The sequence below is a fragment of the Rubneribacter sp. genome (genome assembly GCF_965361815.1).
This window is the reverse complement of the sequence record NZ_CBDTNW010000114.1, coordinates 1-4,830: the sequence shown is the minus strand read 5'-3', so window position 1 is coordinate 4,830 and position 4,830 is coordinate 1. Positions and strand designations below refer to the sequence as shown.

The following is a 4,830-nucleotide window of genomic DNA, read 5'->3' as shown; positions in this document are numbered from 1 at the left end:
GGGCCTCTTGCGCTCCCCCTTCACCTCGCCGCCACGTTGGCGAGGCGAAGGGGGAGGGCGGACCTGTCAGCCGAAGCGCCGTGCTATACTAGGTTCCTCTGATCATCGTTCGCGGAAAGGGCTCCCTTGAAGAAGGCGCTGTTGCTGGTTCTTGGCATAGTCACGGTATGCTTCCTCATCGCGAACGCCGACTACCTCTCGACCTTCCTCGACACGTTAAAGACCGGCGCGCTCGTGCCCCTCGCGATGGCCGTCGTCCTCATGCTGGCGCGGCACTTCGTGCAGGCGGCTTCCTACAACGCGGCGTTCGAGGCGGTGGGGCATGCGACCGGCTTCTGGCACAACGTCGTGCTCATCTTCTCGCTCGTGTTCATCAACACGTTCTGCTTGTTCTCGGGCGCCACGGGGGTGGCGTTCATCATCGACGACGCGCATCGGAGGGGCTGCGACGCCGGGCAGTCCACCTCAGGCGCCATCCTCTCCCAGATCGGCTATTTCGCGGCCATCTTGGTGATCTCCGTCATAGGGTTTCTGACCATGCTCGTCTCGGGCAGCATGAACACGCTGTTTCTGGCCGGGGGCCTGGCCCTTGCGGCGGTGCTTGCCGTGCTGTCGAGCATGTTCGTGGTGGGCTACCGCGCCCCCCGCGTCCTGTTCCGCGTGTTTTTGGCTGTCGAGGCGCTGATCAACAAGGTGATTGGCCTGCTGGGACGGCGCCTCAAGCCGGGATGGGGGCGCAAGACGGCCGGTTCGTTCGCCAACTCGGCCGCCATCTTGGCCAAGAACCCGCAGGGCACGCTCGTCACGGTGGCTTACGCGTCGTTTTCTGCCATCCTCAACATGGCGTGCCTGGTGGCCATAGGCTACGCGTTTGGCTTCGAGCACGTCTCGGCGTTGGTGGCGGCGTTCTCCGTGGCGGCCATCTCGGTCATTTTGAGCCCCACGCCGCAGGGCGTGGGCGTGGTGGAGGCCGCCATCGCCGCCATCCTCACGGCACACGGTTGCTCGCTGGCCACCGCCACGGCCATCGCGCTCGTGTACCGCGGCATCATGTTCTGGGTGCCGTTTTGCATCGGAGCGCTCCTGCTGTCGCAATCCGGCTTCTTCGCCGACAAGCGCGATCCGTCGCAGGAGCGGCGCGCCAAGGACACCGCTTGGATCTCCGGCACGCTCGTGCTGGCGGTCGGCCTGGTGAACCTGGGGTTGGCGCTGGTGCCCCAGACGTTTCGGCCGTTCACGGTGCTGACGGAGTGGATCGACATGGGCGGTCTGCTCGTCGGCCCCGCGCTTGTGGCGGTCAGCGCGCTGCTCGTCGTGCTGGCGGTGGGCCTCATCCTGCGCTTCCGCACGGCGTGGGCGCTTTCGGTGGGCGCGCTCGTGCTGCTGGCGGGCGGGGAGTTTCTGTTCGTCAACACCTGGCAGGTGGCCATGGCCGCCGTGGCGCTGGTGCTGTGGCTGTTCTGGAAGCGCGATGCGTTCGACCGGCCCGTCGCGTTCCGGGAGGGCGCGTCCCGCCTGACCGGGGAGCTTGAAGAGCTTCTCGATCGGCTGCGCGCGCGGCGTCGGCGGCGCGGGGAGGGGCCGGCTCCGAAGGGCGACGCGGGCTGCCGCGCGCTCGGGACGGACGCACGGCGGAAAACGGGTTGGGAACGGCAGGCTGAAAACGGCGCGGAGATTCGCCGGGAAGCCGGTCTGGAGGGTATACTGTCCTTCGACGACGAAGGGGCCGCGCTTGCGGTCCCCGGGCCGGCCGCGCAGGGCGCGCCCGCGAAGGAGGATCCGAACCCATGATAGTGCTCGAAGAGCCGTACGCGTCCGAGCCGCTGCTCTCGTGGCTCGCGTCCTCGCGCCATCCCGTGCTCGACAACGAATTCGCCCGCTCCTGCGCGCGCGACGGCGCGCTCAACCTGGTTGCGGCCAAGGAGGCCGCGCGCCGCATAGAGGAGGGCGAGCGGGTGTGCACGAACTCCGAGAACGCGCTTTCGTGGGTGGCGGCCAACGTGCGCGACGAGGAGCTGACGCGCGCCATCGGGCTGTTCAAGGACAAGGCGGCCATGCGCCGGGCGCTCGCCCCGCTCTCCCCCGGCCTGTTCTTCCGGACATGTTCGGCCGAGGAGCTGTTCGACCTCGACTTTCGCGAGCTTGAGCCGCCGTTTGTGCTCAAGCCCTCCGTCGGCTTCTGCAGCATGGGCGTGCACGCCGTGGAAAGCCGCGAGGAGTGGGAGCGCGCGCTCGCCGACATCCGGCGCAGCGCCCGCACCTGGGGCGCCCTGTACCCCGAAAGCGTCATCGGGTCCGAATCGTTCGTTCTGGAGGGCTATGTGGACGGGGTCGAATACGCCCTGGACGCCTACTTCGACGAGACGGGGGCCGCGCAGGTGCTCAACGTGCTGCGCCATGACTTCGCCTCGCCCTCCGACACGAGCGACCGCCTGTATCTGACAAGCCCCGCCATCGTGCGCGAGAACGCGCGGACGATGGCGGCGTGGCTCGACCAAGCCAACGCGCTCGTGGGCGCGCGCAACCTCCCTGTGCACGTGGAGGTGCGCGTGAAGGACGGGCAGGTGACCCCCATCGAGTTCAACCCGCTGCGCTTCGCCGGCCTAGGCGGCACCGACATCAGCTGGCATGCCTATGGGTATCGCACCTACGAGGCGTTTTTGGACGGGACGCCGCCGGATTTCGACGCCGCCTTCGCGGGCAAGGACGACAAGGTGTACGCCATGTCGCTGCTCAATCCTCCCTCCGACGCGACGGGAGGCGAGCGGTTCGACTACGAGGCGTTCGCGAGCCGCTTCTCGCACGTGCTGGAGCTGCGGCCCTTCGACGTGCGGCGCGTGGGAAGCTACGGCTTCCTTTTCCTGGAGACCGATCCGTCGACGGCGGGGGAGCTTTCGTTTATCATGCGCACCGACCTGAGGGAGTTCCTCCGCTAGGCGGAGGGCGGAAAGGGCGGTCGCAAGGTGAAGATCAACATACGCAACCTGCTGGTGGGCCTGGTCATCGTCATCGTGCTGGCGGTGGTGCTTCTGCGCGGCGACCAGCTGGTAGAGCTTGCCGAGACCATCAAGCAGGGTTCCATCGTTCCCATCGCCTTCGCGGTGCTCACCCAGCTGGGCAAGTACTTCGCTCAGAGCTTCGCGTACTCCCATGCGTTCGAGGCCGTGGGCGAGCGCATGGCGCCGCGCTCCACGCTGCCGCTTGTGTTCGGGACCTTCTTCATGAACACCATCGCGCCCTCGCTCAACCTGGCGGGCACCACGCTTGTGGTGGACGACGCCCGCCAGCGCGGCATCGCGCCCGGCAAGGCCACCAGCGCGGCGCTGCTCATGCAGATCACCATAGACTCGGGGTTCGCCACCATCATGCTCGTGGGATTCGCCATCCTGGCCGCCACGGTGGGGCTGTCGCCTTTGTGGTTTTTGCTGGGGCTGCTGGTGATCGCGCTCGTGGGCGTCATGGTGACCATCCTCGTGCTGGGCCGGAAGCGCCCGACTGCGGTGATGCGCCTTCTGCGGCCCATCGAACGCCTGGTAAACCGCGTGCTGGCGCGCTTCAAGAAGAAGCCTTTGGACCCGTGGGTGGAGCGTGCGGTGCGCTCGTTCTCCGACGCGGCGGGGCTTATCGCGCGCAACCCCCGCGCCACGGCGAAGGCGTTCGGCTGCTCCATCTTCGCCAGCACGTGCGAGCTTGCGTGCTTCGGCTTGGTGGGGCTTGGTTTCGGCGTGACGGTCCCCGAGGCGCTCATCTGCGGGTACGTGGTGGCCACGCTGTTCGCCATGATCTCGATCACGCCGCAGGGCGTGGGCGTGGTGGAGGCCGCCGTGGTGGTGGCGTTCACGTCGTTCGGCGAGTCCGCCGCCGCGGGGCTGTCCATCGCGCTCGTGTACCGCGGCATCGTGTTCTGGATGCCGTTCCTCATAGGGGCGGTGCTCATCCAAACCACCAAGACGTTCAGACGCGACGCGAAGAAGGTGGCGCGCGACCACCGCTCGGGCAGCCGCCTGCACGGCGCGGCCGAGACGGCGAAGCGCTTGGACGAGCTGGGGGGAATGGCCGGCGACGATGGCGGGGACGACGGGTATACTGGGGGAAAGCCGTAGCGCTCGCCGCGCGAGCGGGCCCGTTTTTAAGGACAGGAGATTTCCATGACGCTGATGGATTCGCTGCACATGCAGTTCGCCTGCGTGGGCAAGGACCGCGTTGAGGCCACGATGCCCGTCACGCCCGAGGTGAGTCAGCCGTTCGGGTTCCTGCACGGAGGCGCCACCATCGCGCTTCTGGAGACGGCGGCCAGCCGCGGGGCGGAGGAGCGGGCCGATCTTGAGCACGAGCGGCCCTTCGGCGTGGAGGTGCAGGTGCGTCACCGCAAAAGCGCCACGACGGGCACGGTCCGCGCCGTGGCGACGCTGGAATGCGAGGGGCCGTCCAGCGTGAGCGGCATCAAGCAGTTCTGGAACGTGGCCGCCTACGACGACGAGGGGGACGTGCTGACGGAGGGGCTTATCATGGTGAAGGTGGTGCCGCTTGCGCGCCTGGCCGAGAAGGAGCGCGAGCGCAGGGAGGCCAAGGGCGGCGCTTCGAGGTAGGCTGTGCGCGACGGCGGAAGGGGGCGCATGGCGAAGACGCGCGGCGCAGCCGGTGCGGCCCTCGTTGCGGAGCCGTGCGAAAATATGGTTCACGGCGCCTGATTTGTCCTTCCGCTTTCTGTTCCGTTGTGCTATCATAGCCGTCGCTGCTTAGGCAGCCATCGGGATGTGGCTCAGCTTGGTAGAGCGCTGCGTTCGGGACGCAGAGGCCGCAGGTTCAAATCCTGTCATCCCGACCATG

The 4,830-nt window shown here is 67.6% G+C and carries 4 protein-coding genes and 1 tRNA gene; all 5 read left to right on the top strand.

Annotated elements, in window-relative coordinates; genetic code table 11:
• Positions 1–126 precede the first annotated feature (126 nt).
• The 5 genes from ACWKY3_RS08260 to ACWKY3_RS08240 all read left to right on the top strand — a co-directional run bounded on the left by ACWKY3_RS08260 (position 127) and on the right by ACWKY3_RS08240 (position 4,828).
• Positions 127–1,791 carry a lysylphosphatidylglycerol synthase domain-containing protein gene (locus ACWKY3_RS08260; protein ID WP_449315942.1) on the top strand — a complete coding sequence of 555 codons (1,665 nt, stop codon included), beginning with the start codon at positions 127–129 and terminating at the stop codon, positions 1,789–1,791.
• The gene (locus tag ACWKY3_RS08255; protein ID WP_449315941.1) at positions 1,788–2,936 is read left to right on the top strand and encodes an ATP-grasp domain-containing protein; all 1,149 of its coding nucleotides are present in this window, start codon (positions 1,788–1,790) and stop codon (positions 2,934–2,936) included. The genes ACWKY3_RS08260 and ACWKY3_RS08255 overlap by 4 nt, the downstream gene beginning before the upstream one ends.
• Positions 2,937–2,963: 27 nt before the next feature.
• The gene (locus ACWKY3_RS08250) at positions 2,964–4,103 is read left to right on the top strand and encodes a lysylphosphatidylglycerol synthase transmembrane domain-containing protein (RefSeq protein ID WP_449315940.1); all 1,140 of its coding nucleotides are present in this window, start codon (positions 2,964–2,966) and stop codon (positions 4,101–4,103) included.
• A gap of 45 nt (positions 4,104–4,148) precedes the next feature.
• Positions 4,149–4,589: a PaaI family thioesterase gene (locus ACWKY3_RS08245; RefSeq protein WP_449315939.1), complete on the top strand. Its 441-nt coding sequence runs from the start codon at positions 4,149–4,151 to the stop codon at positions 4,587–4,589.
• A gap of 162 nt (positions 4,590–4,751) precedes the next feature.
• Positions 4,752–4,828 (top strand) — tRNA-Pro (locus ACWKY3_RS08240).
• Positions 4,829–4,830: the final 2 nt, after the last annotated feature.